This window comes from Janthinobacterium sp. SUN211, assembly GCF_030587315.1.
Classification (GTDB): Bacteria; Pseudomonadota; Gammaproteobacteria; order Burkholderiales; family Burkholderiaceae_D; genus Janthinobacterium; species Janthinobacterium kumbetense.
In genome coordinates this window covers 1,160,535-1,186,406 of record NZ_JAPWIC010000002.1, presented here as the reverse complement: position 1 = coordinate 1,186,406, position 25,872 = coordinate 1,160,535, and the positions used below count along the sequence as shown (strand labels likewise).

Sequence of the window (25,872 nt, the reverse complement as noted above, 5' to 3'; positions counted from 1 at the left end):
GCCGACGGAAAAACGCATTCGTTTCATCAGACTGGACATAAACATTTGCCAATTGTTGTAAAAAGGATAGATTAACTTATAATTCAAGGCGTAGTCAACTTCGTCAACCTCATCCACTTCGTTCAGGCCACATGACCTCAATGACCTTGTCTTCCGCCGGCGCCCAGCGCTGGATACTGCGGCGCGCCGGGCCGCCGGCTGCGCTGCGCCTGTTCTGCTTTTGCTACGCGGGCGGCAACGCTGCCGTCTACCTACCCTGGCAGGGCGCACTGGGGCCGGACATCGAGGTGTGCGCCATCCAGCTGCCCGGCCGGGGCGCGCGGTTTGCCGAGCCGCTACTGCAGCACATTGATGAGGCGGTGCCGGCCATTGCCCAGGCCATCGCCGCATTGCCGGACCTGCCGTTCGCCTTCTTTGGCCACAGCCTGGGCGCCTTGCTCGCCTATGAAGTGAGTCACTACCTGCGGGAGCGCGGCGGTGCGCTTCCGCGCCAGCTGATCGTGTCCGGCGCCCACGGGCCGCGCGCGCGCAATCCCAAGCGCCAGTTGCACCTGCTCGACGACGCCGCGCTGGTGAGCGAGCTCGAACGCTATGACGGCACCCCGCCCCAGGTGCTGGCCAACCCTGGCCTGCTGGAGTTGTTGCTACCGATCGTGCGCGCCGACTTCCGTATGGCCAGCGACTACGCCGACACGCCACGCGCGCCGCTGCCCGTGCCCATTACGGTGTTTGCCGGCCGCGACGACGAGTTCGACGACGTGACCCAGTATGAAGACTGGTTCAGCGACTCCAGCGTCGGCGGCGAACTGGCGTGGTTCGACGGCGGGCACTTTTTCATTAACTCGGCGACCGACCAGTTACTGGCACAGTTGCAGATGATCATCGCACCCAGCTTGCGCAGCGAGCCGCGCTACCGCCATGGCTGAGACCCGCCCGAGCCCTCTTTTTGCCGCAGCACAACCATGAGCATGCTCTTTTCCAACAATCCGATTGTCTACCACCTGATCGCCGACCGTTTCGCACCGCCCTGGAGGTCTGTCGCGTTGTTCAGCCCAGTACGGATTTTCGTACTGAGCATGACGCCGGTTCATACGGGACGGACTTGTCCTGCCAACGTATAAAACTGGTCAGCGAATGACATGGGCGCCGGACCATCGAGCTGATGCACATGAGCCCCCCCCGCCCCAACATCTGGCGTACGGTAAGCTGATGCGCTATTATCTAGTGCCTCACTAGGTAAGCAAAGGACAGGAATGACGGCATGTGAGACTAGTGACATCGCTTGGCAAATGGAAAGCATGGCTCTCCCCCTCCGCACGAACATGCCTTGGTCATCATTTACGGCACGGATGATACGTCTGGACGTCGCGCCTTTCCACACCGACTGGTTTCAGCAGGCTGGTATAGATCGCCCGGACAGCATCGCCCGCAGCGTACCAAAGCGCCAGAGGGAATATTTTTTTGGCAGGCTGTGTGCACAACAGGCCCTCAGGATGGCAGCGTTGCCGGCAACGCCCATATATAACGGGAAAGGGCGGGCGCCGATCTGGCCAAATGGGATTGTCGGGAGTATCACCCACGACGCCAAGTTTGCCGCCGCCATCATCGCTCCGGCCACTGAGTATGTGGGCATCGGTATCGACATTGAAACCGTTCCATCGAGGGATGCGCTTGAGGCACTGGTCAGTACCGTGTTATCCGGCGCCGAGTTGGACTTATTGCAAAATTTGTCTACCCACGTGACACTGCCGTTACTGATCACAGCCGCATTTTCTGCCAAAGAAAGTTTTTTCAAGGCTAGTTATTCTGACGTAGGCCGCTACTTCGATTTCGACGCCGTCAGTGTGCGAACGCTCGACATGGCACGGGGAGTGATCGAGCTGGAACAGCGGCAGGATTTGTGCGAGGGCTTACGCGCAGGCGCCCGCCATCCAATCCATTTGCAGTGGCTCGAACCGGACACCATTTGTACACTGTACGCCCGCCTATCGCCGCGCTGACCCACACGCAATGGTGCCTCAGGTCAACGATTCTCAAGTCATCTAGCTCAATATTGCTTCCAGCGTCGGGGAAACGGTGGACGATAACTTGCGTTTAACACATGCAATCACTGGGCAACGTTCGAGCACCGATGAAAATGTGCTGGACAACGATTTGCCCCAAAAGGCACTTGAACAAACGTTTCTTCCGGAGGCGTCTTCGGTTTCTCACAACTTCAGAGCGCCCTCATTGTGTTGGCGCTGGGGGCGATTTGAATCAACCTGCAGATTTTAACTGATCCATATACAGAGCTTCAGATCCTGCACTGGGTCTACGTTTGCTGATTGTACGGGTAGAGCAACAAATCGGCACCAGCGCAACACTCTGAAACTACTGCGGAAAATCATCGATCTATAACGTGGCATTCGCGCGCAGGCCAACTAACGGAAGATGAAAAAGTCAATGACGGTACTAACGTCACGTTTACGCCGCCTCTTGAAATGAACAAGGATCAACCTTCACCTCCCTGTCTGCCCTGGTAACTAGAATGCCAAATGCTTCAATTCATCAAAACGCTCCAGGAATAAAGTATAAGCACGCTCAGGGCCGACAGGAACTATCTTGGCGCAATGCGGCGCTGGAAGATGTCCCCATTCCATCCAAGCAGGTGGCAACAGATCCCGCAGTTCAGTCGCCATGCATACCAGATCAGCGTGCTTTATCTCAGGGTGATCATCCTGGAAACCAAATCTGCGCCGCAATGCATCCTTTACCGGATGCAAGCGCTCCCTTACATAATCTCGACCTAGCATAACTTTAACAGGCGATGGCCAGTCACCGAGAAACTCCTCGCAGTCGTGCAAAAGGGCCGCATACGCCAAACTCGACGGCACGAGGCGCGAGACCATGACCGAATGCTCGGCGACCGAATACCACGGTCTTGCTGCACCGCCCCAGCGAGGTTGTGATGCTAAACAAAGAGCTATATCATTGATTGGCAGGCCAGTCGCATCCGGAGCGAGTAGATCTAGCACGAATCCGGAAGGAAACAAAATCGATGTACGGCCGTCTGGCTTATTTAAAAGGTCGAATTCCATCGTACAATTATAGTCCTAGGTTTGACTTCTAGAAGTGAATCGCCCCGGAATTTTAGGAGGCCGTTTAGTGTGAGTCAGGTCAAGACGGCCTGCTTGGAAAGGTGTCGGTAGTAGTTTGCCTCTGCTTCGGCCGGTGGCATAAAGCCAAGTGGTTCGAGTAGCCGGTGATGGCTGAACCAGGATACCCATTCTAGCGTTACCAGTTCGACGGCCTCGTGCGTCTTCCAAGGAGCTCGGCGAGGTATCAGCTCCTCTTTGTACAAACTATTGATGGTCTCAGCCAGTGCATTGTCGAAGCTGTCGCCTTTGCTGCCCACTGAGGGCATCGCAGGCTTCGGACAGGCGCTCGCGGTAACGGATAGAAACGTATTGCGAACCCAGGTCGCTGTGATGAATCAGGGCATCGTCACATTAGGCTGGCGAGCGTACAGTGCCGGCTCCATGGCATCAAGAACAAAGTCGATGCGCATCGCTAGAATACGCAGCGAGCCTTAGATTGTTGAGAATACTCAGTAATAGCAGCAAGGAATCGAACTGGCTATTCAATTGGGCAGTTTTCAAGTCTCCCAGTCTGCTAGCGGAACGTCAACTACCAATTGATTTTAGCGACCACGAGAAAGCCCAGGATGCCGGCAGAGCAGAGGTCTAACTACCCCGGACTGGTAACTAAGCAATTCTTTTACAAACCTCAATTGACAAAATATCTTTTACAACTAGAATGCCCGCCCAACAGGTTCAGATGCGCACGACCCTGAATTCTATCATTGGTCACACGCATATTGAAGCTCCCTCGATATTTCACCGTCCATCAAGTATATTTTATGCAGCGTTCTTTTTCTGATGATGTTCACGTTCCCAATTTTCGAGATTCCAGATTAATGACTGATAGCCAAGTTTAGGGAAACACTGATTAATTTATCGCGGACCGTTCTCCACTGCGGTCCGACCTGAGACAATCTCTGTATCGCTACTGTCCGCCATCGATCATGCAAAAGAGCTTCTCCGACCTTGAATACGCCGCCAAGAAGAAGCTGACGCGGCGCGACCGTTTCCTGGCCGAGATCGACAGCGTGACGCCGTGGGGCATGCTGCACAAACTGATCGGGCCGTTCTATCCGAAGGTCGAAGGGGCCGGTCGGCCACCGATTGGGCTGGCGCGCATGCTGCGCATGTACGTGAACGAACACGACCAACATATGTGAGCTTTCGATAAACGTCGTCATCATTGTACAAGTCAAATGTGCTGACAGGCTTGAACCATAACGGTACGCGGTAGGGATGGCCTCTGTGAGTTGGGCCATCGTGGACAGGACACCGCCGGCGGATAGGAAGGGTCCGACTCGCTCTGAAATTCAGGCGGAACAGGGTAAGCCCGTAGTGCTGCCGGCAACGGCAAGTGAACCGCGAGGGACGCTGTTGGTGCTGCGGGTATAGGAATGCGGAAAAATCGAAAGCCACTCTGTAATAGTGTAGATACCGGCTGAAACATCGCTGGACGCAAAAGCGAGCAGACTTCCGTGCGGTCATTTTTGGCGAGAGAATTTGGCAAATCGTTATATGAAGGAAAGCAGATGACGGCATGTGATGCTGGTGCGTCTTAACAACTAAAGTTCCCTAACGATATATCGCTTCAGGCAGCGATGCGCTTCCTTGCTGAACATGCCTTCAACCGTTCGCCGTTCAACATACGCACGGGTTTTTCGCGGCTCGCTTCTCACCCTGACCATGCCGATGGTCATAACGCGTTATTGGACTATCTGCCCCCCAGCTCAAACGATGACGGATCGTTTTACCAGAAGATACGGGCAGCGGGCTCGCACTACACATAGCACTGATAATGCAATTAGCGTACCTTTATGAACCTAAATCATCGCCGCCACCTATGGCCTGGACTTTTCCGATTACGCGCCCATCAAGCGGGCCGACCTGATCGCGCTGGCCACGGAAAAGCGCGACCTGATGCCGCACTCGGCCGAGCGCTGGGCTTACCTTGACGGCATCGCCCCCTTGCCCGGTATAATCGAGGCCATGGGTCCGGCCGAAGCCAAGCAGCGCTTCCTGCAGGCGTTTGCCCGGTTGGGCGGCCTCGGGCTCGCCGCATGAATGCTTGCACCCAGCCGCACGAACGGGCGCTAAGCCCCGGTTTTTGCACGGCTTTTTTAGATATCCACAGCAACTGTGGATAAAGTTGTTGATAAGCCCCTCTTGACAAGCCGCAACACCAGTATTGATGCGGGTTTCAACAATTTGCTGATTTCACAGGCAATTTTTTACCCCAATGAAATCAATGACTTGCAATCAGGAGTTTGCGCTAGAACAAACTTACTCTGCCACCAGGAAAATATATTTTGCGGTGCATTGGCAATCCCTGTCCCAGGCCGTCTTGCTTGAACAGCATTGTTTTGACAAACCCCGCAGACTGGCATAGTGTGGAGTAGCGACGACGATCAACGGTGGATAAACGCATGAATATGGATAGCGATAATTCCGCCAAGGGGGCGGACGAACCCGACTGGCTGGTCGACGAACCGCTGGAACGGGCAGAAGCGGCGGCGGAACCCGCCAACGCGGCGCCTTGGCGCGTGCTGATCGTCGATGACGATGTCGACGTGCATGTGGTGACCAAGTTTGCCCTCAGCCAGGCCAGCTTCCAGGGCCGCCGGCTGAGCTTTTTGCACGCGTATTCGGGCGCCGAGGCGCTGGCCTTGCTGCGCGGCACACAAGATATCGCCGTGGTGCTGCTCGATGTCATCATGGAAACCCAGGATGCCGGCCTGCAAGTGGCGCGCCAGGTGCGCGAAGACTTGCACAACAGCGCCGTGCGCATCATCCTGCGCACGGGCCAGCCCGGCCAGGCGCTGGAACACCGCATCATCATCGACTACGACATCAACGATTTCTGGTGCAAGACCGACCTCACCACGCGCAAGTTGTTTACCACCGTGATCGCCTCGCTGCGCACCTACGCCACCTTGCGCGAAGCGCAGCAACAGGTCGCCGAACTGGCCGCCGCCCTGGCCCAGTGCGGCGACACGCCAGCGGCGCCGGCCGGCGGCACGCCCTGACCCTGCGACGCTACTTTCAGTCATAAAAACAAGAGCACTGGATAGGCATACAGGCTTGCGGCATGCCCCATTCCGGCCCATCTTGCCCGCCGATTGCATGGGCTGAGCGGCGTCAATTTCCTAAGTGGCGGATTGTTAAGCGCTTTTTCAGATATCCACACGGACTGTGGATATCTTTGTGGATAAGCGCCTATTGACAGCCCTCAAAGCCACAGCCCGTGCGGCTTTCAATAAACTGCTCAATCAAACAGCAAAAATAAAAGCCATTAAAATCAAGCACTTAGAAACTCACACATAATCACAAGAAAATTATTTCGCCAATTTCGTTAACTCATCATTTGTGCATAACTGAGCCGTAATGATCAATCCGACAACAGCGGATCGCGGCCGCCGGCAACACAGTTGCCGTGCGGATACTCAATGCACGGTCTGCCGGCGCTGCTCCGGGTGCAGCAGCACGCGCTCGATCAGTTCCGGGGCGACATTGTATGACTTCAGGTATTCCAGTGCGCACAAGGTACTGAAGGCCGCCTGCACGGCGATGCCCAGATTGACGATATCGCACATCTTCTGGTCGACCCGGGCATGCGGCACCACGGTTTTGACGGGCATATGCAGCGTTTCTGTGGATTGAGGCATGATGGACAACTCCTGCGAAGGGTACGGAGGGGGAGACGGCGTAGCGGTGCGAACCGCGACAGCGCGGACAGGGACAGCGATCATGGTGCCGATAAAAGTATTGCCGATAAACTCTCGATGTCAATGGCAGGGAAACATGAGCCACGGTTTTTTTCTTCCAGGCACAACCGCAGCCGAAAGCGATGGACAAGCGCGAGCAGCCACGGCGATAATCAGCCATGCCTGCCCCCGCCACCACCCAGCCCGACCTCCCCCGCCCCCAGCCCGCCTCGCTTGCCGACCTGTTCTTCTCGTTCACCTGGCTGGCCCTGCAAGGCTTCGGCGGCGTGCTGGCCGTGATCCAGCGCGAGATGGTCGAGCGCAAGCGCTGGCTGACGCAGGAGGAATTCTTGGAAGACTGGGCCGTGGCGCAAATCATGCCGGGGCCGAATGTCGTCAACCTGTCCCTGATGGTGGGCGGACGCTATTTCGGCTTGAAAGGCGCGCTGACGGCGCTGGCCGGCATGCTGGCCGTGCCCCTCGTCATCGTGCTCGTGCTGGGCGTGCTGTACACGCGCTTCGGCGACAATCCGCAGATGGCGGGCGCCCTGCGCGGCATGGCGGCCGTCTCGGCCGGCATGATCGCCGCCACGGGCGTGAAACTGGCGACCGCGCTGGTCAGGCATCCGCTGCCCCTGTGGCTGACCTTGTCCATCACCGTGCTGGGCGTGCTGATGGTGGCGATCTTCCGCTGGCCCCTGCTGTACATCCTGCTGGGCCTGGGCGGCATCGGCTGCCTGCTCACGTATCGAAAGCTGTCCGCATGACGCCGCCCCTGCAACTGGTATTGAGCGCGGGCGACTGGCTGAACCTGTTCGGCCATTACCTGATGCTGTCGCTGATGTCGATCGGCGGCGCCATTTCCACCACGTCCGAAATGCACCGTTTCCTCGTCGAGCAGCATGGCTGGCTGACGCAGGCGCAATTCAATGAATCGATCGCCATCGCCCAGGCCGCACCCGGCCCGAACGTGCTGTTCGTCGCCTTGATGGGCTGGAACGTGGGCATGAACGCGGGCAGCTACACGGCCGCCTGGCTTGGCGTGTTCATCACGATGGTGGGCATCATGCTGCCCAGCACCACCCTCACCTACGTGGCAGCCCAGTGGGGCTACCGCAACCGCGACCTGCGCCCCGTGCGCGCCTTCAAGCAAGGCATGGCGCCCATCGTCGTCGCCCTCTTGATTTCCACGGGCATGATTTTGGGCGGCGCCAACCACCAATGGCGCACCGACTGGCCCCTGTGGACCCTGTCCATCGTGGCTGGCCTGATCATCTGGCGCACGAAGATCCATTTACTGTGGCTGCTGGCGGCGGGCGCCGTGCTGGGCTGGTTCCAGCTCATCTGACCTCACACGGCCAGGTGCCGCTTCACCTCCTCGCCATCCATCTGTTCTGCATTGCCGCTGGCCACGACACTGCCGCGCGACAGCACGATGAAGTCGTCGGCCAGTTCTCGGGCGAAATCAAAATACTGTTCGCACAGCACGATGGCCATGTCGCCGCGCTGTTTCAGCAAGGAAATGACCCTGCCGATATCCTTGATGACGGACGGCTGGATGCCCTCCGTAGGCTCGTCGAAGATGATCAGCTGCGGCTCGGCCAGCAGGGCGCGGGCGATGGCCAGTTGCTGCTGTTGCCCGCCAGACAAATCTCCGCCGCGCCGCTGCAGCATCTCTTTCAATACCGGAAACAGTTCATATACGTGGGGATCGATGCGCGCAGCTTGCCTGCCCCGCTTCACCGCCATGCCCATCAGCAAGTTTTCCTCGACCGTCAAGCGCGCAAAGATGTCGCGCCCCTGCGGCACGTAGGCGATGCCCAGCTTGGCCCGCGCATGCGGGGCCAGCTTCGTGATATCGCGCCCTTGGAACAGCACCTGGCCCTGCGCCACGGGCAGCACGCCCATCAGGCATTTCAGCAAGGTCGTCTTGCCCACGCCATTCCTGCCCAGCAAGGCCAGGCACTCGCCCTTGCGCGCCGACAAGTTGATGCCGCGCAAGGTGTGCGAGGAACCGTAGTATTGATTTAACTGTTGCACTTCCAACATAGTCTGCGATCTCCCCTATTACCTTCCCAGATAGACTTCGATGACCCGCTCGTCGGCTTGCACCTCGTCCATGCGGCCCTGCGCCAGCACGGATCCCTCGTGCAGCACGGTGACGATGCCTTGCCGGGCGATTTCCGTCACAAAGCCCATGTCGTGCTCGACCACCATGATCGAATGTTTGCCCCGTAATTCATTGAGCAATTCCGCCGTGCGCGCCGTTTCCGCATCCGACATGCCGGCCACCGGTTCATCCAATAAAATCAACTGCGGCTCCTGCATCAGCAGCATGCCGATTTCCAGCCACTGTTTTTGCCCGTGCGACAGCAAACCGGCCGGCCGCGCTTCGTGGCCATTGAGGCGGATCAAACGCAATACCGCTTCGATCTTGCCGGCCTGCTCCGACGTGAGGCGCGCAAACAGGGTGGGCGCCACGCGCTTGTCCATCTTCATCGCCAGTTCCAGGTTGTCGAACACCGTGTGCTGCTCGAACACGGTGGGACGCTGGAACTTGCGGCCGATGCCCGCGTGGGCGATCTGCGCTTCCGTCATGGTCGCCAGATTCATCGTTTGCCCGAACCAGGCCGTGCCGGACGTGGGCCGCGTCTTGCCGGTAATCACGTCCATCATCGTCGTCTTGCCCGCGCCGTTAGGCCCGATGATGCAGCGCAATTCGCCCACGGAAATATCGAGACTGAGCTTGTTGATGGCCTTGAAGCCGTCGAAGGACACGCTGATATCTTCCAGATACAAAATGGCGCCATGCGTCGTGTCGACGCCCTCGCCCTTCACGCGCGCATACGTGGGGCCCGCTTCGGCGCTGGCCATGCCGGGCAGCATGCGGATGCTCATGCGGCCTCCTCTGCCACGACGGCGGCTTTTTTACGTTTGAGCTTGCTCAACACGCCCAGCATGCCTTGCTGCATGAACAGGGTGACGCCGATGAACAGCAGGCCCAGCGCGAACAGCCACAGTTCGGGCATGGCGGCCGTGAACCAGCTTTTCAAGCCGTTGACGGTGAAAGCGCCCAGAATCGGGCCGATCAAGGTGCCGCGCCCGCCCACGGCCACCCACACGACCATCTCGATGGAGTTGGCCGGCGACATCTCGGACGGGTTGATGATGCCCACTTGTGGCACGTACAGGGCGCCGGCGATGCCGCACAGCACGGCCGACAAGGTCCACACGAACAGCTTGAACCACAGCGGGTTGTAGCCGAGGAACATCAAGCGCGCCTCGCTGTCGCGCACGCCCTGCAGCACCCGTCCCAGCTTCGAGCGGACGATGGCGCGCGCGCCCACCAGGCCCGCCAGCAGGAAGGCCAGGGTCAGCAGGAACAGCACGGCCCGCGTGGCGGGCGCCGTGATGCTGTGGCCCAATATCGTCTTGAAATCCGTGAAACCGTTGTTGCCGCCAAAGCCGGTGTCATTGCGGAAGAACAAGAGCATGAAGGCATACGTCATCGCTTGCGTGATGATGGAAAAATACACGCCCTTGATGCGCGAGCGAAACGCGAAGTGACCGAACACGAAGGCCAGCACGCCCGGCACCAGCACGACGAGGGCCATGCAATACCAGAAATGTTCCGTGAAGGCCCAGTACCAGGGGTAGGTTTTCCAGTCGAGAAAGACCATGAAGTCGGGCAAGCTGCTGTGATACTGGCCCTGGTTGCCGATGGCGCGCATCAGATACATGCCGTGCGCATACGCGCCCAGGGCAAAGAATACGCCGTGGCCCAGGGACAATATGCCCGTGTAGCCCCAGACGAGGTCCAGCGCCAGCGCGGCCAGCGCGTAGCACATGAACTTGCCCACCAGCGCCACCGTGTAAGCGGACACGTGCAAGGCATGCCCTTCGGCAAACGCCAGGTTAAAAATCGGCAACAACGCCGCCAGTAATGTGCAGGCGGCAATCGCCAGCCACACGGGCCGTGTGAACAGGCCAGGCTTGATTTGATGGGAGGTAATCATTCGACGCTGCGTCCCTTCATGGCAAACAGGCCCTGCGGCCGGCGCTGGATGAAAATGATGATGAATATCAAAATGGCGATCTTCGCCAGCACGGCGCCCGCCACCGGTTCGAGGAATTTGTTCACTTCGCCCAGGCCCAGCGCGGCGATCACGGTGCCGGCCAGCTGGCCCACGCCGCCGAGCACCACCACCATGAAGGAATCGACGATGTAGCTTTGGCCCAGGTCCGGCCCCACATTGCCCAGCTGCGACAGGGCCACGCCGCCCAGCCCGGCGATGCCGGAGCCGAGGCCAAAGGTCAGCATGTCGACCTTGCCCGTGGCCACGCCCACGCAATCGGCCATGCGCCGGTTTTGCGTGACGGCCCGTACGAACAGTCCCAGCCGCGTCTTGTTCAAGATCAACCACACGGCCACCACGACGACGATGGCAAAGGCGATGATGGCCAGGCGGTTGTACGGCAGCACGAGTCCGCCCAGTACGGTGACGCCGCCCGACATCCAGGCGGGATTGGCCACTTCCACGTTTTGCGCGCCAAAGATCGTGCGCACCGCCTGCATGAGGATCAGGCTGATGCCCCAGGTGGCCAGCAGGGTTTCCAGCGGCCGGCCATACAGCCAGCGGATCACCGTGCGTTCCAGCACTACGCCCACCAGGCCGGAGACGAAAAAAGCGGCAGGCAAGGCGGTCAGCAAATACCAGTCTTGCGCGCCGGGCAGGAAGTGGCGGAAAAACAGCTGGCACAGATACGTCGTGTAAGCGCCTATCATCAGCAGTTCGCCATGCGCCATGTTGATGATGCCCATCAAGCCGAACGTGATGGCCAGGCCCAGGGCCGCCAGCAGCAGCACGCTGCCCAGCGAAATGCCGTAAAACACATTGCCGGCGAACTCCATGCGCGCCACTCGTCCCTTGATCTGGCGCATGGTCTCGATGGCGGCCAGTTGCACGGCCTCGTCCGGCTCGCCGGCCTTGCCATCTGGCCCTTTCTCCAGCATGGCTTGCAGCACGGGCAGCAGGCGCGCATCGCTGCTGCCGGCCAGCGCCTGCACGGCGGCCTTGCGCGTGGCGGCGTCGGGCGCATGCAGGTTGGCGCTGGCGATCAGCACCTGCAATATCTGTGTAATTTCCGCATCGTTTTCCTGCGCCAGCGCCGCGCGGATCAAGGGAAGCTGCGCGGGATCAACCGCCTTTTGCAACGCTTGCGCGGCCGCCAGCCGTTCGGCCCGTTCCGGCGCCAGCAGTTTCAGCCCCGACAAGGCGCCTGCCACGGCCGAGCGCAAGCGGTTGTTGACCATCACGCCATCGATGCCGTCCGGCAGCGGCACGCTCTTGCCGAGCGCCGGGTCAAGCGCCTGCTCGCCGTCGACGATGTACACCTTGCCGTCGGGCGTGGCGTACAACGCGTCGTCCTGCAAGGCTTGCAGCACACGGGCGGCCTCGGGCGTGGCAAGGGCGGCGATCTGCGCGACAGCGGCGACACGGGCGTCAGGGTCATCGCCGGCCAGCGGCTTGAGCAGGTCGGGAGGGATGGCAGCCTGCGCCATGGACGACAGGCACAGGCAGGCGAAGACCAGCAGCGATGTGAATAGCCTCATTGATATCCCGGGAAAGCGTTGATGGTCGGCGCCACCGGACGCATGGCCCGATGGCGCCGGCGTAGCTTTTACAGCTTTTGCTTGCCCTCATTGCCCTTGATAAACGGGCTCCACGGCTGGGCGCGTATTGCTTCCTTGGTTTTCCACACGACATTGAATTGCCCATCGGCCTTGATTTCGCCGATCATCACGGGCTTGTGCAAGTGGTGATTCGTGGCATCCATGGTCAGGGTAAAGCCCGATGGCGCCTTGACGCTCTGGCCCGCCATGGCGGCGATCACCTTGTCCGTCTCCGTCGATTTCGCCTTTTCCACGGCTTGCGCCCACATGTGGATGCCGACATAGGTCGCTTCCATTGGGTCGTTCGCCACCACCGACCCCGCGTTCGGCAGCTTTTGCGCCACCGCATACGCCTTCCACTGCTTGATGAAGGCTGTATTCACGGGATTCTTGACGGATTCGAAATAATTCCAGGCCGCCAGATGACCGAGCAGCGGCTTGGTATCGATGCCGCGCAACTCTTCCTCGCCCACGGAAAACGCGACGACGGGCACGTCCGTGGCTTTCAAGCCTGCATTGCCCAGTTCCTTGTAGAACGGCACGTTGGAATCGCCATTGATGGTGGAAATGACGGCCGTCTTGCCGCCCGTGGAAAACTTCTTGATGTTGGCGACGATGGTTTGATAGTCGGCATGGCCGAACGGCGTGTAGACCTCGCTGATGTCGCTATCCTTGACACCTTTGCTTTTCAGGAAGGCGCGCAGGATCTTGTTGGTGGTGCGCGGATACACGTAATCCGTGCCCAGCAGCACAAAGCGCTTGGCGCCGCCGCCATCCTTGCTCATCAGGTATTCCACGGCGGGTATCGCCTGCTGGTTCGGCGCGGCGCCCGTATAGAACACATTCTTTTCCAGCTCCTCGCCCTCGTATTGCACCGGGTAAAACAGCAGGCTGTTGAGTTCCTTGAATACGGGCAACACCGACTTGCGCGACACGGACGTCCAGCAACCGAACACGACAGCCACTTTATCCTGCGCTACCAGCTGGCGCGCTTTTTCCGCAAACAAGGGCCAGTTCGACGCGGGATCGACGACGATGGCTTCCAGCTTCTTGCCCAGCACGCCGCCTTTGGCATTGATCTCGGCAATCGTCATCAGCGCCACATCCTTGAGCGACGTTTCGGAAATGGCCATGGTGCCCGACAGGGAGTGCAAAATGCCCACCTTGATCGTGTCGGCGGCCAGGGCTGCCTGCATATAAGTGGACGTGGCCAGGGCCAGTGCGCCGGCGGCGGCGGCTTTCAGGATGATGCGTCGTGACATGGGGACTCCTGTGATGGGTTCGTGGGGGTCGAGCTGGGCCTGCGATGTTGTTAAAGCAGAATGCATGCCAGGCACATTGCCCTGGAGTTGCGGGGACTGGGCGGCAAGGGTGGCGCGCGGCCCACCGTTTTGGTGCGGCAGCGCCACTTCCTGGGGAATCCGGGGGGGGGGGCCCTCTCCAGGAAAAACGGCGAGGAAATGCCAATAATGCAATTACCTAAAAAATAATTGAGCTTTCTTGATAAGCGCACTAAGATGTGACTCTCTTATGTCGCATTGCTTGGCGGCGTAAGTAAACTGAAATCAGCGTGGCACTTGCTTCTTTCCCTTTACTTAACTCACTTAGGTAGTTCACTCATGAAAAATATGATCGCGGGCGTGTGCGCCCTGTTGCTGTTGAGCGCATGTGCCGCACCTACGGCCCCGGCGGGCGGCGTAAGCACGAGCCAGGTCAAGGTCGACGATGAAGGCAGTACGGGCAGCAATATCAAGAAACGTCCGAAAAAAGCGGCCGAAGTCGTGTCTGCCAACCCGGCGAACCGCAGCGCCTGATCAAGCCGCGCGGCAAGCATGTGACGCCGTTCCAGGGCCTGCCGCGCGCAGGCCCTGTTCACGTCTGCGGCGCGCGCCTAGCGCTTGATGCCGCGCAAACGGCGCCAGCCCTTGCGGCCCAGCGGGAACAGCAGCACGAAAGCGATCAGCCACGGCAGGATGTAGGCCATGGCCGTGATGGCGTTGGCCACGCCTTCCGACAGGTTTTCCGTGAAATTGCCCAGCGCGCGCTTGACGGGCCGCCAGAACGATTGCTTGCCTTCGGCGCTGATGGCCACGTTCAACAAGTCCGTATCGATGCGCTGCATCAACAGCGCGTTGGCGGCCGTCGCCTGCTCCAGCTCCACTTGCACGGTGGCCAGCTCCTTGGTCACCTTGATGAGGGCATCGACGTTGGTGCCCGAGCGCTTTTCCAGGTCTTGCAGCTGCGCCTGGTATTGCTTGAGCATTTCCAGGCGTTTCTTGCTGTCGAGCACCGGACGGCCCAGGTCTTCCACCTTGGTGCCCTGGCTGGTGACGTCGCCTTCGGCCGCGACCAGCGCGACCAGCTTCTTGATGCCGGCCGGCTTGGCGCGCATGCTGATGCGCGCATGCACGTAGCGGCCGCTGTCGACGCTGGAATCGAGCAGCAGGCAGCCGTTTTCCGTATCGGCCTTGCAGGCGGCGACCACTTTTTCATACAGGGGACGCACTTGCGCTTCGTGCGTATCGACGCTGACATTATGCTCATAGGCAAGAAACTCGCTGCCCTTTTCCTTGCCATCGAGACGCGCGGCGCTCGATTGCCCGCCGCTCTCGCCCTTGCTGCCGCAGCCGGCCAGCAGCAACAGTCCAAACAGGCATATGGATATTTTTTTCATGATTTCTTTCTTTGGATTATTTTTGCAGCGGCAACAATTCGATATCGGGCAAGTGCGCCGCCACATCCTGCACGGTCGCATGGCAAGTCAAGGACGCCACCACCTGCGGCAACGGTTCCGGCCAGATTTCCGGCAAGTCGCGCTCTTCGGGCGCCAGCACGGGAAAGGCCAGCTGTTCCCGTGGCGGCACAAACGCCGCGTCGACGCCGGGTTTGTTTCCGCGCGCATCGATGCGGTACCAGCCAAACTCTTGCAGATACACGGCATTCAAGCCATGCAGGCAGAACGGCGGCCCCACCTCGCCCACGGCCAGGCGCTGGTAGCACAGGCCGGCAGGAATACCGTTGGCGCGCAGCAGCGCGGCCAGCAGATGGCTCTTCGCATAGCAGTAGCCCGTGCCATGCTGCAAGACGTCGGACGCGCGGCAGGTGACGGGATTGCACCGGTAGTCCCAGCTGTGGGCGACCTCGTCGCGCACGAAGGCAAAGCAGCGGGCCGCGATCGCGGCGTCGCCCACCGCGCCCTCCGCCAGTGCGGTCGCCCTGGCGCGCACGGCCGGATGGTCGCTGTCGATGTAAGTGCTGCTGGCTAAGTACAGGGAAAAGTCGGTAGACATGGCATCGAGGTCATGCAAAAAGATAATGCGCGATTCTAGTCGAAGCGGCACGAAATCGAACGTTTCCTTGCGCAGGAACAAAGAAAATCCACGCTTCGGCCTGCCTGCCTGGGGGGCGGCGACTTTGGCGGCGGCCCGGTAGCTGGTATCATGCGGGCAAACGCAGCCGGCCCTGTTGGCCCCGCACATGGCACTACCTTGCGAAGCGGCCCCCGCCGCCGACGCCTCCCTACAGATCAGAGAAACGAGTTCCCTATGAGCACTTCATCGTCCCACCCATCGTTCTGGCGCCGAGTCCCGCTGGCTTTCGGCGCCTTCTTCAGCACCCTGTCGGACGCCGCCTATGCGGCCCGCGTGGAAAAGCTGTCCTTGCCCGAAGCCTCCCCGGTGGCGCCAGTGGCCCCGGCTCCGGCGCCCGCCCCCGTGCCGACGCCGGCCGCCGCGCCCGTCATTTTGAAGGAAGCCACGCCCGATGCGGCCCTGCAATTGCTGGCCCTGCTGCAACGCGAAGCGCGATTGATCGACTTTACCCAGGAAAACCTGGGCAGCCATGCCGATGCCGACATCGGCGCGGCCGCCCGCGTCGTACATGAAGGCTGCGCCAAGGTCATGCGCGAGTATTTCACCATCGAGGCCGTGCGCCAGGAAGCCGAAGGCAGCCGCATCGTGCTGCAGGAAGGCTTTGATTCCGCGCAAGTACGCCTGACGGGCAACGTGGTCGGTTCCGCGCCGTACACGGGCACCCTCAGCCACCGCGGCTGGCGCGCGTCCAGCGTGCGCCTGCCGAAACTGAGCGAGCAGCACGACGCGGCCATCCTGGCGCCAGCCGAGGTGGAACTGTGAACGTTCAAGCCAACCCAAGCCCGCGCTACGCCATCGGCATCGACCTGGGCACCACCCACAGCGCCCTGTCGTATGTTAACCTGGTCGAGAGCGACGGCGAAAAGTCCAGCCATGGCGTGCTGAAAGTGCCGCAGCTGTCGGCGCCGGGCACCATCGAAGAATTGTCGCTGCTGCCGTCGTTCGTCTACCTGCCGCACGCCGATGAAGTGGCGGCGGGCGACCTGGCCCTGCCCTGGGTTACCGAGGAAGCGGAAGCGCCGTTCGTCGTCGGCGAAATGGCCCGCAGCCGCGGCGCCACCACGCCGATCCGTCTCGTGTCGAGCGCGAAAAGCTGGCTGTGCCACCCGGGCGTGGACCGCCGCGCGGCCATCCTGCCGAACGACGCGCCGGCCGAGGTGGCGCGCATTTCGCCCATCACGGCCGCCACGCGCTATCTGACGCATTTGCGCCAGGCCTGGGACCACGCCCACCCGCAAGCGCCGTTCGCACAGCAGGAAATCACCGTCACGATTCCCGCCTCGTTCGACCCGGCCGCGCGCGAGCTGACGATGGAAGCGGCGCAGGCGGCCGGCTACGCTTCGCTGACCCTGCTGGAAGAACCGCAGGCGGCCCTGTACAGCTGGATACAGACCAGCGAAGGACGCTGGCGCAAGGAAGTCAAGCCGGGCGACATCATCCTGGTCGTCGACGTGGGCGGCGGCACCAGCGACTTTTCGCTGATCGCCGTGCTGGAACGCGACGGCGTGCTGGAACCGCACCGCGTGGCCGTCGGCGAACACATCCTGCTGGGCGGCGACAATATGGACCTGGCCCTGGCCCACCTGGTGGCCCGCAAGCTGGCCGCCAACGGCACCCAGCTGGACGCCTGGCAGATGCGCGCGCTCACTTATGGCTGCCGCAGCGCCAAGGAAAGCCTGCTGGCCGACAGCGGCCTGGAAACGGCGCCCATCGTCGTGCCGAGCCGCGGCTCGAAACTGATCGGCGGCTCCATCCGCACGGAACTGACGCGCGCGGAAGTGTCCACCTTCATCCTCGACGGCTTCTTCCCGCAAGTGGAAGCATCGAGCCGCCCCGCCGTGCGCACGCGCGCCGGCCTGACGCAACTGGGCTTGCCGTATGCGCAGGACGCGGCCATCACGCGCCACCTGGCCGCGTTCCTGGGCCGGCAAGTGGCGGCCACCGCCGAACTGGAAGGCTTTGCGGGCCGCCAGTCGGCCGACGCCAGCTTCTTGCACCCGACGGCCGTGCTGTTCAACGGCGGCGTCTTCAAGTCCGACCTGCTGGTGCAGCGCATCATGGCCACCGTCAACGACTGGCTGTACATGGAAGGCGCGGAACCGGCCCGCATGCTGGCCGGGGCCGATCTGGACCTGGCCGTGGCGCGCGGCGCCGCCTACTACAGCTATGTGCGGCGCGGCCATGGCGTGCGCATCCGCGGCGGCACGGCCAGTTCCTTCTATGTCGCCATCGAATCGGCCATGCCCGCCATCCCCGGCATGGAACCGCCGATCCAGGCCCTGTGCGTGGCGCCGTTCGGCATGGAAGAAGGCAGCGAACTGGAACTGCCGGGCCAGCAATTCGGCCTGGTGGTGGGCGAACCCGTGCACTTCCGCTTCTTCGCCTCGTCCACGCGCCGCAACGACCAGATCGGCGACTTGCTCGATTTCTGGGGTCCCGACGAATTGCAGGAGCTGAGCGAAATCAAGGCTACCTTGTCCGCCGAAGGCCGATCGGCCGGCGACGTGGTGCAAGTGACACTGCACGCGCGCGTCACGGAAGCGGGCACCCTGGAGTTGCTGGCCGTCTCCCCTGATGGCGCCGAGCGCTGGAAGGTGGAATTCGACGTGCGCGGCACGCCACAGCAATAAGCATGGCGAGCGCCGTGGGCAAGCCGGCCTATCTGGTCGGCATCGACTTGGGCACCACCAACACGGTGGTGGCCTATGCCAATGCCGCCGATGCGGCCGATGCGCCGGCGGTCATCGAGCTGTTCGCCATCGAGCAGCTGGTCGCTCCCGGCGAAGTGGGCGCACGCCCCCTGCTGCCTTCCTTGCGCTACCATCCCGCCGCCGGCGAACTGGCGGCGGGCGACTTGACGCTGCCGTGGCCACAGCAGGACGTGGCCGGCGTCGAGCATGCCGTTCTGGGCGCGCTGGCGCGCCAGCTGGGCGCCCAGGTGCCGGGCCGGTTAGTGGCCAGCGCGAAGAGCTGGCTGTCGCACGCGAACGTGGACCGCCAGGCGCCCATCCTGCCCTGGGGCGCGGATGCCGATGTCGCGAAAGTATCGCCCGTGGCGGCCAGCGCCAGCTACCTGGCCTACGTGCGCGCCGCGTGGAACCACCGCTTTCCCGACGCTCCTTTGGCGCAGCAGGAACTGGTGCTGACCATCCCCGCCTCGTTCGACGAGGGTGCGCGCGCACTCACCCTGGAAGCGGCCCGCATGGCGGGCTTGCCTGCGCTACGCCTGGTGGAAGAACCGCAGGCGGCCTTCTATGATTTCCTGCAGCGCCGGCGCGCCACCCTGCGCGCCGACCTGGCCGACACGCGCCGCATTTTAGTCTGCGACGTGGGCGGCGGCACCACCGATTTCAGCCTGATCGACGTGGCCTTCGATGACGACGGCGAACCGCAGCTCACGCGCAGCAGCGTGGGCAACCATTTGATACTCGGCGGCGACAATATGGATCTGGCGCTGGCCCACCTGGTGGAAGCGCGCCTGGCAGCTGGCCAGGAAGGCGGCATGAAGCTGTCCGCCGCGCGCCTGTCGCAGCTGATGGAACGCTGCCGCGCCGCCAAGGAGCTGCTGCTGTCCGCCGACGCGCTGGAGAAAACCACCGTCACCCTGCTGGGCGCGGGCTCGCGCCTGATCGGCGGCAGCCGTTCCGCCGACGTCACGCGCGAGGAAGTGGCGGCCATGGTGGTCGACGGCTTCTTTCCGAAGGTGGAGCTGGGCGAGGTGGCCAGGAAGGGCCGCGCCGGCATCGTCGAATTCGGCCTGCCGTATGCGCAGGACGCGGCCATCACGCGCCACCTGGCCAGCTTTCTGCAACAGCATGCGGGCGCTCTGCCCGATACCCTGCTGCTCAATGGCGGCGTGTTCCGCGCCGACGCATTGGCGCGCCGCCTGGCCGACACCCTGGCGCACTGGCGCGGACAGCCGCTGACCATCCTGCACAACGACAATCCCGACGTGGCCGTGGCGCGTGGCGCCGTCGCCTACGCGCTGGCCCGGCGCGGCCAGGCTCCGCGCATCGGCGGCGGTTCGCCGCGCAGCTATTTCCTCGTGCTGGGCGAGGCGGGCAAGGACCACCGCGCCGTCTGTATCCTGCCCCGCGGCAGCGCCAGCGGCGAGGAAATCCGCCTGACGGAGCGCCTGTTCGCGCTGCGCCTGGGCCGGCCCGTGCGCTTCCACCTGGCCACGTCCCTCTTTGAGGCGGGCGCGCCGCCGCAGCTGGGCGAGATCGTCGACCTGGACGCGGGCGAGTATTTGCGCCTGCCGCCGCTGGCCAGCGTGCTGCACGCCAAAGACGACGGCAATGACAAACGCGACATCACCGTGCAGCTGGCCACCGTGATGACGGAAGTGGGCACGCTGGAAGTGCACTGCGTGGCCGAAGCCGATGCCAGTCAGCGCTGGCTGTTGGAATTCCAGCTGCGTGGCGAAGAGGAAGCGCCCGCCGAAACGTCTACCGTGCCGCCGCGCGTCAAGGAAGCCATCGAGAAGATCGAGCGCATCTTCGGCGGCAAGGCGCAAAAAGTCGACGTCAAGGAAGTGCGCCAGCTACGCCAGCACCTGGAACGGGGGCTGGGCGGACGCGAAAGCTGGGATACGCCGCTGCTGCGCCAGCTGTTCGACGCCCTCCTGCTGCGCGCCCGCGGCCGGCGCCGCTCCGCCGAGCATGAGCGGGCCTGGCTGAACCTGGCCGGCTACTGCCTGCGTCCCGGCTACGGCGATGCACTGGACCCGTGGCGCATCGAGCAGCTATGGGCGATGTTCGACACGGGCGTGCAGCACCACAAGGATAGCCAGGTGTGCGCCGAATGGTGGACCCTGTGGCGCCGGGTGGCCGGCGGCTTGAGCACGGAGCAGCAATTGCGCCTGCTCGACGATTTTGCCTTCAACCTGCAAGCCGATGCGGCGCAGCGGGGCAGCCGCCCCGTCACCCTCGTCAATGGCAGCGACGACGACATGCTGCGCCTGGGCGCCTCTCTGGAGCGCATCCCCGGCGCCTACAAGGCCGAAGTGGGCGCCTGGCTGCTGAAACGCCTGGAGAAAGCCGGCAAGAAGGGCGAAACGGCGGACACGAACACCCTGTGGGCGCTGGCCAGGGTCGGCGCGCGCCAGCCCTTCCACGGCAGCGCGCACGAAGTGGTCGACAGCGCCACCGTGGCCGACTGGTTGCAGGTACTGCTGGCGCTGGACTGGAAAAAAATCGAACCGGCCGCTTTCGCCGCCACCCACCTGGCGCGCATGACGGGCGACCGCTCGCGCGACATCGCCGACGATTTACGGGCCACCATCCTCGCCCGCCTGAAAGCCGTGGGCGCCCCGCCCCTGTGGCAAGCGATGGTCAGCGAAGTGACGCAGCTGGACGAAGCTGCTACCCGCCGCATGCTGGGCGAGGCGCTGCCGCCGGGGTTGAAGCTGATCAATTAATCAACTGCCATCTCGCTACACCAGCGCCACCACCAGCAACACCACCGCCAGCGGCGCCTGCACCAGCACGATGCCGGGATGCGTGCGGCGCAGCTGGGCCCACACGGACAGGCCCGGCACTTCCTCGTACGGATGGTGGGCTTCGTCGCGCAGCGACATCGCGTGCAGGAACATGCCGGCGATCAGGGGGCCGGGATTGACCCACCAGCCCAGCTCCAGCAAGCCGCGCGATAAATAGATGGCCAGCGCGCCGATGGCAAACGGCGAAGCCCACACCAGCGCCAGCATCAGGCGGATGCCATAGAATTCCGCCAGGGTGCCCATGCGGTGCAGGCGGCTGAAATCGTGGTCTTCCATGCGCTTGTCGATGGCCAGTTCGGCGCGGCCATACAGGGTCCACAGGCCGCCGAACAGGCAGCCCAGCAGCACGCCGATGACGATATCGGCTACGAACACCGCATATTTATTGACGTCGGCCGTGCCGATGCCCAGCGACGTATGGGCGGCCGCATGCAGGTGCAGGCCAGCCTGCTCGCCTTCGGCCGTCGTATAGCGGTCGCGCACATCATACGTGCTGCCGATATACACGACATTCTTGCGCAGCGCCCCGGCATCCACGCCGGCCTGGCCTTCGATCAGTTTAACGCGCGTGCGCGTGGGGTTCAGGAATGCCGGCGCCACGGCCGCCGGATGAAACGGCGCGGTGACGGCGTTCTGTTCGGCCGCATCCTTGGCGTCGCCGCGGATGACGGGTTCGAACGCCCAGCGCGCCAATTCCTTTTCGCTGCCCGTGCGCCGCGCCAGCTGGCACACGCGGCCTGCCAGCGCCAGCCCTTGCTTTTGCTCGGACAGGACGGCCGGCATGGGCTGCTTCTGCTCCTGTTCATCGGCGCCATGCGCCAGCTCGAAGGCCACGGCCGCCAGCACGGGACTTTTCAGCTCGATGCGCGTGACGGCGCCCATGCGTTCGCGGATCCGCGGGCTGGCAAAGTGGATGCCGGCCGCGCAGCGCGCGCGTATCCACGGCAGGTTCGCATTCTCTTCCGATTGCTCGGGCAGGATCAGCACCAGTTGCCGGCCATCGGCGGCCAGCCGGTCGAGCAGGCGGTCCAGCGGCCGCTCGCCCGCCTTGTGCTGTTCGTACACGGCCGGCGCCAGGTCCAGGTCGATGGCCAGCACCTGACTGCCGCGCGCGGCGGCGCCGGCGATCAATTGCTCCAGGCGCGTGCGTTCCAGCGGTTCACGCTCGTCGAAGACCTGTTCGAACGCGGGCTGGTCGATTTCGATGATGCCGGGCCGGTAGGCGGCGCCCGGGTCCTTGCCCCGGTCCAGCAGCTGCTCCTGCGCCGCGCTGGCGCGCAGCATGGCCGCATCGAGCCATTCGAGCACGTGAAAACCTTCCAGCGCCAGCATCAGCGCGGCAATCAGGCTGGCGCCGATCACGTGGTGCAGCAAGTGCGTGCCCGTCAGCTTGAAGGCCGAGCCCAGCTGGGCGACCGGCCACAGCAGGCGCCGCCAGAGCGGCAGGTGCGGTTGATCCGGCTGGCTGGTTTCCACGGTGCCTGCTCCTTGCGCGCAACGAATAAATTATCACTCAAGCAACAAGTGGTAACGAAAGGACAGTATATTGCAGTTGTGCCCGTTTCGCCGCACGGCTGGCAAGGGTCAGCCTGGCACCCTACTTCGGCCTGGCCAGCAGCAGCTTGCCCAGCGCTTCGAAGGCCGGCGTGGTGGTCGGGTCATTGGCCGCATTGGCCGCCGTCGGTGTCGAGGCGAAGCGCACGATCACCATTTCCGCCTTCGGGTCGACGTAGATGCGCTGGCCATACACGCCGCGCGCCATGTAGGCGCCATGGTCGTTATGCGTGACCCACCACATGTCGCGGTAGCTCCAGCCCTTGAGCAAATCGTAGCCGCCCTTGGCGAACAGCTGCTTGTCGCCGCCGCGGCGGATATCCGCGACAGCCGCGCGGGGGATGATTTGCTGGCCGTTGTAGCGGCCATCGTTGCGCAGCATTTCGCCGAAGCGGGCCAGGTCGCGCAAGCCCGCGCTCAAGCCGCCGCCGGCAAACGGCGTGCCCGTCGAATCGACGCTCATGTAGGCATCCTGTTCGGCGCCCAGCTTCTGCCAGATATGTTCGGACAGGTAGGCGTTGGCGTTCTGCCCCGTGACGCGGGCGATGATCCAGCCCAGCACGTCGGAGTTCACCGTGCGGTAGCCGAACGCCTCGCCATGCCGGCCCTCGTGCCGCACCGTCTGCAGGTACTCGAAATAGCTGCGCGGCCCCGTGTAATCCTTCGGCTTGGGCAGCGGATTGCCGGCCGCCGCATGCTGCCACACTTCCGCTTTCGGGTCGGCGTAATCTTCGCTGAATTTCAGGCCCGTGGTCATGTCGAGCACCTGGCGCACGGTGGCGTCGCCAAACGCGGACTTGGCCAGTTCCGGCACATACTCGGCCACTTTCTTGTTCGGATCGAGCTTGCCTTCGGCCACCAGTGCCGCGCCGATGGTGCCCATCACGGACTTCGTCACGGACATGGCGCCATGCTGGCCGCTGTCCTTCAGCACGCCGAAATAGCGCTCATACACGATGCGGCCCCGGTGCAGCACGACGATGCCGTCCGTGTAGTTGGCGCCCAGCGACTGCTCCCAGGTCATCGTTTCCGTCGCCCCCAGGGGCGTGAAGCGCAGGCTGTCGATATCCTTGCGCAGCGCGCGCGGCAAGGGTACGGGCGCCTTCAGGCCGCGCGACACCTCCACCGTCGGCATCAGCTGGCGGAAATGCGACACGCTCCAGCGCAACTGCGGGAAATTGAAATAGCTGCCATCGTCGAAGCGGATGATCTTATCGGCCGGCGGCGGCGCGCCCACCATCCATTGCAAGGTGGCCGGGTCGCTGGCGGCGGCCGACAGCGGCGCCGTCGCTTCTGCCGCATCGGCGCCGGCGGCCAGCGCCAGGCAGGCTGCGGCCAGGGCCAGGCGTTTCATGCTGGGGAAATTGTTCATGTGATGCTCTCCTTGATAGACAGAATACTTAATAGACCCATACGACGTTCGCCAGCCAGCCCGTCCACGTCCTGGCCTGGCCATTCACCAGTTGGTTGACGCCCGACTGCGCGAACGAGGCGCTGAAGCCCAGGGTCAGGTAGGTATTCGGGTTCACCACGCGCACGTACTTGACGAAGACATCGTTCGCCAGCATCGGACGCAGCACGCCGGCGATCACCATGGGCGCGTCGCCCGGCACGTCGAGGCGCGTGGCCTGGCCGAACTGCAGCGGGCTGCCCATCTGGTTGGCCCGTACCTGGGCCAGGTAGGCGGTCACGGTATCTTTCGGCGTCGGGTGCAGCTCGATGGTAGCCTGCAGCGCATTCACGTTGGCATTGACGAAGACCCAGGTCGCCTTGCTGCCAGAAGCCCAGGCGCCCGGCGTGCCTTCGAAAAACAGCGGGTCGAAGCGCTCGTTGCGCGCCGTGCGCGGATCGTCGCCTGAAAAACTCTGGTAGCCAAGCGTGAACTTCGGCGTCCAGGCCACGTCGGGCAGCGAAAAGCCCCCTTCCGTGCGCCAGCCCCAGGCCCGCATCGGCTCGCGCGTATTCCATTCGCGCGCGGCGTCGACGCCGAACCAGCCTTTCGGCAGCACGGTGGGCAATACGGGAACGCGCGCATAGCCATACACGAACTGCAAGTCCTTGCGGCCTTCGGGCACGGCCAGCGGCGCGCCGATGCCGCCTGGCGCCGCCTGCGGATACGCGGCATGCGAACGGGGCACCTTGCCATATGCAATGCCGGCCTTGCGGTCGTTCGCTGGCGCGTAGCTGAAATCAACGCCGACGACGCGCGTGCCCGAATCGTTGTCGGGGTTTTCATTCGGGTCGAGATAGAACGTCTGGGCGCTGAACGCATCCTGGCTTATTTTCGCCACCACCGAATTCTGGAAGGCCTTGCGCGGCCCCAGTTTCAGCGCGCCACGGTCAAAGCCGTTCGAGCCGCCATTGGCGATCAGCATGCCGGTGCCCAGCGTGAAATTTTGCGCGCCGGCCGACAAGTCGAGCATGGCGCGCGTGCCGCCGAGCGGCATGCGGATGCCGGCGACGAATTCCTCGATCGAGATGCGGCCCGTATCGCCGGCACCGAATGGATCATGGCGCGCCGTGCCCGAGCCGACGGCGGACACGCGCGCATACAGCTGCTTGCCGTCGCCCAGATTGCGCTTGAAGCCAAGAGCCGGCTTGACATAGAACTCGTACCAATAGGGGTTGAATTCGAAGCCGGGATTACGCGCAGGCGTATTCGACAGCTTCCAGAACAAGTTGTTTTCGCCGGCCACCTGCACGCCCGCTTCCACGGAGCGCGTCACTTGCCAGTCGGCGCCGATGGCCGGTTCGACGGCGGCGCGCCGGGCCACTTCCTTTTCCAGGCTGCTCTGGCCATCGGGATCGAGCTGGCCGGCGGCGCCGCAGGAGGCGCTCGCTCCCAGCAAGGCCAGCACCATCGTTCTGCGTGCCAGGAACATCGTTTGCATTGCCATAGATATCCCTTGCGCTGGCTGACTGTCAATTTGAGCGAATGTTATCAGAGATGCTC

At 62.7% G+C, this 25,872-nt stretch carries 22 protein-coding genes and 2 pseudogenes; 11 read left to right on the top strand and 13 right to left on the bottom strand.

What is annotated here, in order from left to right:
- The first annotated feature begins 131 nt into the window (after window positions 1-131).
- On the top strand, window positions 132-926 hold the full coding sequence (locus tag O3301_RS11190; RefSeq protein WP_305056377.1) for a thioesterase II family protein: 795 nt from the start codon (window positions 132-134) through the stop codon (window positions 924-926).
- A gap of 372 nt (window positions 927-1,298) precedes the next feature.
- On the top strand, window positions 1,299-2,000 hold the full coding sequence (locus O3301_RS11185; protein ID WP_305056376.1) for a 4'-phosphopantetheinyl transferase: 702 nt from the start codon (window positions 1,299-1,301) through the stop codon (window positions 1,998-2,000).
- A gap of 522 nt (window positions 2,001-2,522) precedes the next feature.
- On the opposite strand, the gene O3301_RS11180 is transcribed toward O3301_RS11185, so the two are convergent.
- On the bottom strand, window positions 2,523-3,077 hold the full coding sequence (locus O3301_RS11180) for a hydrolase (RefSeq protein WP_289916213.1): 555 nt from the start codon (window positions 3,075-3,077) through the stop codon (window positions 2,523-2,525).
- Window positions 3,078-3,151: 74 nt separating this feature from the next.
- Window positions 3,152-3,550, bottom strand: a pseudogene (locus tag O3301_RS11175) (IS3 family transposase); the annotation flags it as partial.
- Between the two features lie 513 nt (window positions 3,551-4,063).
- Between O3301_RS11175 and O3301_RS11170 the strand changes: the two are divergent.
- From O3301_RS11170 to O3301_RS11160, 3 genes and pseudogenes are all read left to right on the top strand, one after another.
- Window positions 4,064-4,255: pseudogene (locus tag O3301_RS11170) on the top strand (IS5/IS1182 family transposase); the annotation flags it as partial.
- A 781-nt stretch (window positions 4,256-5,036) separates the two neighbouring features.
- Complete coding sequence (locus O3301_RS11165) at window positions 5,037-5,180, top strand: hypothetical protein (protein ID WP_305056375.1); 144 nt, start codon at window positions 5,037-5,039, stop codon at window positions 5,178-5,180.
- Window positions 5,181-5,542: 362 nt separating this feature from the next.
- Window positions 5,543-6,142 (top strand): response regulator, encoded by a 600-nt coding sequence (locus tag O3301_RS11160; protein WP_251348103.1) that lies wholly within the window; start codon window positions 5,543-5,545, stop codon window positions 6,140-6,142.
- A gap of 417 nt (window positions 6,143-6,559) precedes the next feature.
- Here the strand turns inward: O3301_RS11160 and O3301_RS11155 are convergent, their stop codons facing one another.
- Window positions 6,560-6,781 carry a hypothetical protein gene (locus tag O3301_RS11155; RefSeq protein ID WP_099667305.1) on the bottom strand — a complete coding sequence of 74 codons (222 nt, stop codon included), beginning with the start codon at window positions 6,779-6,781 and terminating at the stop codon, window positions 6,560-6,562.
- A 218-nt stretch (window positions 6,782-6,999) separates the two neighbouring features.
- On the opposite strand from O3301_RS11155, the gene O3301_RS11150 reads away from it, so the two are divergent.
- Both O3301_RS11150 and O3301_RS11145 read left to right on the top strand, forming a co-directional pair.
- Window positions 7,000-7,587 (top strand): chromate transporter, encoded by a 588-nt coding sequence (locus O3301_RS11150; RefSeq protein ID WP_305056374.1) that lies wholly within the window; start codon window positions 7,000-7,002, stop codon window positions 7,585-7,587.
- Entirely contained in the window at window positions 7,584-8,168 is a 585-nt protein-coding gene (locus O3301_RS11145) for a chromate transporter (RefSeq protein WP_251348101.1), read from the top strand. The genes O3301_RS11150 and O3301_RS11145 overlap by 4 nt, the downstream gene beginning before the upstream one ends.
- Window positions 8,169-8,170: 2 nt before the next feature.
- Here the strand turns inward: O3301_RS11145 and urtE are convergent, their stop codons facing one another.
- The 5 genes from urtE to urtA all read right to left on the bottom strand — a co-directional run bounded on the left by urtE (window position 8,171) and on the right by urtA (window position 13,756).
- Entirely contained in the window at window positions 8,171-8,869 is a 699-nt protein-coding gene (gene urtE / locus O3301_RS11140; protein ID WP_305056373.1) for an urea ABC transporter ATP-binding subunit UrtE, read from the bottom strand.
- A gap of 18 nt (window positions 8,870-8,887) precedes the next feature.
- On the bottom strand, window positions 8,888-9,718 hold the full coding sequence (gene urtD, locus O3301_RS11135; RefSeq protein WP_251348099.1) for an urea ABC transporter ATP-binding protein UrtD: 831 nt from the start codon (window positions 9,716-9,718) through the stop codon (window positions 8,888-8,890).
- Window positions 9,715-10,836: an urea ABC transporter permease subunit UrtC gene (urtC, locus tag O3301_RS11130; protein ID WP_305056372.1), complete on the bottom strand. Its 1,122-nt coding sequence runs from the start codon at window positions 10,834-10,836 to the stop codon at window positions 9,715-9,717. The genes urtD and urtC overlap by 4 nt, the downstream gene beginning before the upstream one ends.
- Window positions 10,833-12,434 carry an urea ABC transporter permease subunit UrtB gene (gene urtB / locus O3301_RS11125; RefSeq protein ID WP_305056371.1) on the bottom strand — a complete coding sequence of 534 codons (1,602 nt, stop codon included), beginning with the start codon at window positions 12,432-12,434 and terminating at the stop codon, window positions 10,833-10,835. The genes urtC and urtB overlap by 4 nt, the downstream gene beginning before the upstream one ends.
- 68 nt (window positions 12,435-12,502) lie before the next feature.
- Window positions 12,503-13,756: an urea ABC transporter substrate-binding protein gene (gene urtA / locus O3301_RS11120; protein ID WP_305056370.1), complete on the bottom strand. Its 1,254-nt coding sequence runs from the start codon at window positions 13,754-13,756 to the stop codon at window positions 12,503-12,505.
- Window positions 13,757-14,113: 357 nt separating this feature from the next.
- On the opposite strand from urtA, the gene O3301_RS11115 reads away from it, so the two are divergent.
- Entirely contained in the window at window positions 14,114-14,308 is a 195-nt protein-coding gene (locus tag O3301_RS11115; RefSeq protein ID WP_289916226.1) for a hypothetical protein, read from the top strand.
- Between the two features lie 77 nt (window positions 14,309-14,385).
- Here O3301_RS11115 and O3301_RS11110 read toward each other — a convergent pair whose 3' ends face one another.
- Window positions 14,386-15,168 (bottom strand): DUF4349 domain-containing protein, encoded by a 783-nt coding sequence (locus O3301_RS11110; RefSeq protein WP_289916228.1) that lies wholly within the window; start codon window positions 15,166-15,168, stop codon window positions 14,386-14,388.
- Between the two features lie 16 nt (window positions 15,169-15,184).
- Window positions 15,185-15,784 (bottom strand): transglutaminase family protein, encoded by a 600-nt coding sequence (locus O3301_RS11105; protein WP_305056369.1) that lies wholly within the window; start codon window positions 15,782-15,784, stop codon window positions 15,185-15,187.
- Window positions 15,785-16,039: 255 nt separating this feature from the next.
- Between O3301_RS11105 and O3301_RS11100 the strand changes: the two genes are divergently transcribed.
- Genes O3301_RS11100 through O3301_RS11090 form a run of 3 tightly spaced genes read left to right on the top strand, consistent with a single transcriptional unit; the run spans window position 16,040 to window position 21,284 of the window.
- Window positions 16,040-16,627 (top strand): DUF2760 domain-containing protein, encoded by a 588-nt coding sequence (locus O3301_RS11100; protein ID WP_305056368.1) that lies wholly within the window; start codon window positions 16,040-16,042, stop codon window positions 16,625-16,627.
- Window positions 16,624-18,495: an Hsp70 family protein gene (locus O3301_RS11095; RefSeq protein ID WP_305056367.1), complete on the top strand. Its 1,872-nt coding sequence runs from the start codon at window positions 16,624-16,626 to the stop codon at window positions 18,493-18,495. The genes O3301_RS11100 and O3301_RS11095 overlap by 4 nt, the downstream gene beginning before the upstream one ends.
- A gap of 2 nt (window positions 18,496-18,497) precedes the next feature.
- Window positions 18,498-21,284 (top strand): Hsp70 family protein, encoded by a 2,787-nt coding sequence (locus O3301_RS11090; RefSeq protein WP_305056366.1) that lies wholly within the window; start codon window positions 18,498-18,500, stop codon window positions 21,282-21,284.
- Window positions 21,285-21,299: 15 nt separating this feature from the next.
- Here O3301_RS11090 and O3301_RS11085 read toward each other — a convergent pair whose 3' ends face one another.
- From O3301_RS11085 to O3301_RS11075, 3 genes are all read right to left on the bottom strand, one after another.
- Complete coding sequence (locus tag O3301_RS11085) at window positions 21,300-22,841, bottom strand: CHASE2 domain-containing protein (protein ID WP_305056365.1); 1,542 nt, start codon at window positions 22,839-22,841, stop codon at window positions 21,300-21,302.
- Window positions 22,842-22,962: 121 nt separating this feature from the next.
- Window positions 22,963-24,291, bottom strand: coding sequence for a serine hydrolase domain-containing protein (locus tag O3301_RS11080; RefSeq protein WP_369812188.1), 1,329 nt, complete (start codon window positions 24,289-24,291; stop codon window positions 22,963-22,965).
- Between the two features lie 28 nt (window positions 24,292-24,319).
- Window positions 24,320-25,816 carry an alginate export family protein gene (locus tag O3301_RS11075; protein WP_305056364.1) on the bottom strand — a complete coding sequence of 499 codons (1,497 nt, stop codon included), beginning with the start codon at window positions 25,814-25,816 and terminating at the stop codon, window positions 24,320-24,322.
- Between the last annotated feature and the right edge of the window lie 56 nt (window positions 25,817-25,872).

Bases quoted from the DNA above. Each gene is read 5' to 3' on its own strand.
- O3301_RS11165 (WP_305056375.1), top strand. From the start codon at position 5,037: ATGCCGCACTCGGCCGAGCGCTGGGCTTACCTTGACGGCATCGCCCCC.
- urtB (WP_305056371.1), bottom strand. From the start codon at position 12,434: ATGAGGCTATTCACATCGCTGCTGGTCTTCGCCTGCCTGTGCCTGTCG.
- O3301_RS11160 (WP_251348103.1), top strand. From the start codon at position 5,543: ATGAATATGGATAGCGATAATTCCGCCAAGGGGGCGGACGAACCCGAC.
- O3301_RS11185 (WP_305056376.1), top strand. From the start codon at position 1,299: ATGGCTCTCCCCCTCCGCACGAACATGCCTTGGTCATCATTTACGGCA.
- urtC (WP_305056372.1), bottom strand. From the start codon at position 10,836: ATGATTACCTCCCATCAAATCAAGCCTGGCCTGTTCACACGGCCCGTG.
- O3301_RS11100 (WP_305056368.1), top strand. From the start codon at position 16,040: ATGAGCACTTCATCGTCCCACCCATCGTTCTGGCGCCGAGTCCCGCTG.
- O3301_RS11110 (WP_289916228.1), bottom strand. From the start codon at position 15,168: ATGAAAAAAATATCCATATGCCTGTTTGGACTGTTGCTGCTGGCCGGC.
- O3301_RS11090 (WP_305056366.1), top strand. From the start codon at position 18,498: ATGGCGAGCGCCGTGGGCAAGCCGGCCTATCTGGTCGGCATCGACTTG.
- urtD (WP_251348099.1), bottom strand. From the start codon at position 9,718: ATGAGCATCCGCATGCTGCCCGGCATGGCCAGCGCCGAAGCGGGCCCC.
- O3301_RS11115 (WP_289916226.1), top strand. From the start codon at position 14,114: ATGAAAAATATGATCGCGGGCGTGTGCGCCCTGTTGCTGTTGAGCGCA.
- O3301_RS11080 (WP_369812188.1), bottom strand. From the start codon at position 24,291: ATGAACAATTTCCCCAGCATGAAACGCCTGGCCCTGGCCGCAGCCTGC.
- O3301_RS11180 (WP_289916213.1), bottom strand. From the start codon at position 3,077: ATGGAATTCGACCTTTTAAATAAGCCAGACGGCCGTACATCGATTTTG.
- O3301_RS11075 (WP_305056364.1), bottom strand. From the start codon at position 25,816: ATGGCAATGCAAACGATGTTCCTGGCACGCAGAACGATGGTGCTGGCC.
- O3301_RS11145 (WP_251348101.1), top strand. From the start codon at position 7,584: ATGACGCCGCCCCTGCAACTGGTATTGAGCGCGGGCGACTGGCTGAAC.
- O3301_RS11150 (WP_305056374.1), top strand. From the start codon at position 7,000: ATGCCTGCCCCCGCCACCACCCAGCCCGACCTCCCCCGCCCCCAGCCC.
- O3301_RS11155 (WP_099667305.1), bottom strand. From the start codon at position 6,781: ATGCCTCAATCCACAGAAACGCTGCATATGCCCGTCAAAACCGTGGTG.
- O3301_RS11190 (WP_305056377.1), top strand. From the start codon at position 132: ATGACCTCAATGACCTTGTCTTCCGCCGGCGCCCAGCGCTGGATACTG.
- urtA (WP_305056370.1), bottom strand. From the start codon at position 13,756: ATGTCACGACGCATCATCCTGAAAGCCGCCGCCGCCGGCGCACTGGCC.
- urtE (WP_305056373.1), bottom strand. From the start codon at position 8,869: ATGTTGGAAGTGCAACAGTTAAATCAATACTACGGTTCCTCGCACACC.
- O3301_RS11105 (WP_305056369.1), bottom strand. From the start codon at position 15,784: ATGTCTACCGACTTTTCCCTGTACTTAGCCAGCAGCACTTACATCGAC.